General features: G+C 52.1%; 1 protein-coding gene. It reads left to right on the forward strand.

Annotated features, from left to right (window positions below):
- Nucleotides 1-524: FAD-dependent oxidoreductase (locus NI461_RS14105; RefSeq protein WP_253157893.1), on the forward strand; the 524-nt coding region annotated here is incomplete at both ends.

Here is a 524-nt window from a genome sequence, read left to right on the forward strand (position 1 = left end):
CGCTGGAGAGAGATGAATGTTCCGGGAGAGCAGGAATACAAGACCCGTGGCGTGGCGTACTGTCCGCACTGTGATGGCCCCCTGTTTAAAGGCAAACGTGTTGCCGTGATTGGTGGCGGCAACTCGGGTGTGGAAGCAGCGATTGATCTGGCAGGTCTGGTTGAGCATGTCACCCTGATTGAGTTCGATACCAAACTGCGTGCTGACCAGGTTTTGCAGGACAAGCTGAACAGTCTGGCAAATACCAGCGTCATCAAGAATGCGCTGTCTACTGAAGTGCTGGGAGACGGCTCACAGGTTACCGGCCTGAAATACAAGGACCGTGCTACAGATGAAGAGCATGTCGTTGAACTGGCGGGCATCTTCGTACAGATTGGTTTGCTGCCAAATACCGACTTTCTGAAAGGCAGCAAAGTCGAGCTAAGCAACCGCGGTGAGATTGTGATCAATGAGCGCAATGAAACCAGCATGAAAGGTGTGTTTGCTGCGGGTGACTGTACTACAGTTCCCTACAAGCAGATTAT

Source organism: Acinetobacter sp. S4400-12 (genome assembly GCF_024129495.1).
GTDB classification, from domain to species: domain Bacteria; phylum Pseudomonadota; class Gammaproteobacteria; order Pseudomonadales; family Moraxellaceae; genus Acinetobacter; species Acinetobacter lwoffii_C.